Source organism: Streptomyces phytophilus, from assembly GCF_013870535.1.
Lineage (GTDB): Bacteria > Actinomycetota > Actinomycetes > Streptomycetales > Streptomycetaceae > Streptomyces > Streptomyces phytophilus.
On the sequence record NZ_JACBXC010001587.1, the window covers coordinates 1 to 1,195 of the forward strand.

Annotated in this window: 1 protein-coding gene; it reads right to left on the bottom strand. The window is 75.0% G+C overall.

From position 1 onward, the window contains the following. Positions 1-1,195 (bottom strand): condensation domain-containing protein (locus H5J30_RS34440; protein WP_258563683.1); only part of this gene is annotated, 1,195 nt, incomplete at both ends.

The following is a 1,195-nucleotide window of genomic DNA, read 5'->3' on the forward strand; positions in this document are numbered from 1 at the left end:
CGGTCGTTCAGCTCGGCGTACGTCACCTCCGTGCCGTCCGCCGCGACGGCGATCGCGTCGGGGGCGGCGTGCACCCTCGCGCGGAACAGCTCGACCGGCGTGCGCACAGGCGGCGGGGCCGGAGCGTCCCCGCCGGTGAGGGTGCGGCGTTCGGCGTTGGAGAGCACGTCGATACGGCTGAGGGGCAGCTCCGGTCCGGCCACGGCCGCCCGCAGCAGGCGCACCCAGCGGTCGGCGAGGTCCTGCACGGTGGCGCGGTCGAAGAGGTCGGTGGCGTAGTCGAGGGTGCCGGTCAGGCCGAGGGGTTCGCCCGCGGCGGAGCGCTGTTCGCCGATGCCGATGTCCAGGTCGAACTTGGCGGTCTGCGTGGGCACCCGGATCCGGGAGGTGCGCAGCCCCGGGAGCGTGAACTCCGCGGTCTCGTCGGCGTCGACGGACAGCGCGACCTGGAACAGCGGGTGGCGGCCCGGGGACCGGGGCGGGGCCAGTTCCTCGACGAGCCGCTCGAAGGGCAGGTCCTGGTGGGCGTACGCGGCCAGCGCGGTGTCCCGTACGCGCTCCAGCAGCTCGGCGAAGGCGGGGTCGCCCGAGGTGTCGGTGCGCAGCACCAGCGTGTTGACGAAGAAGCCGACCAGGTCGTCCAGCGCCTGGTCGCCGCGGCCGGCGATCACACTGCCGACGGGCAGGTCCGTGCCCGCGCCGAGCCTGGTCAGCAGCGCCGCCAGGCCGGCGTGCAGCACCATGAACAGGCTGGCGCCCGAGCGGCTGCCCAACTCGGCCAGTGCCCCGTGCAGTTCGGCGTCGATGTGCAGCGTGACCCGGCCGCCGTCGTACGAGGCGACGGCCGGCCGGGGGCGGTCGCGGGGCAGCTCGATCTCGTCGGGCAGACCGGCGAGCGCCGCGGTCCAGTGGGCGAGCTGGCGGTTCAGCAGCCCGTCCGGGTCCTCGGGGGCGCCGAGGAGCCGGCGCTGCCAGAGGGCGTAGTCGGTGTAGCGGACGGGCAGAGGCTGCCAGTCCGGTTCCCCGCCGCGCAGACGGGCGGCGTACGCGGTCGCCAGGTCGCGGGTGAGGGGGGCCATGGACCAGCCGTCGGCGGCGATGTGGTGGATGACGAGGCACAGGACGGACTCGGCGGGGCCGAGTACGAACAGCTCGGCGCGCAGCGGCGGTTCGACGGCCAGGTCGAAGGCGTAGC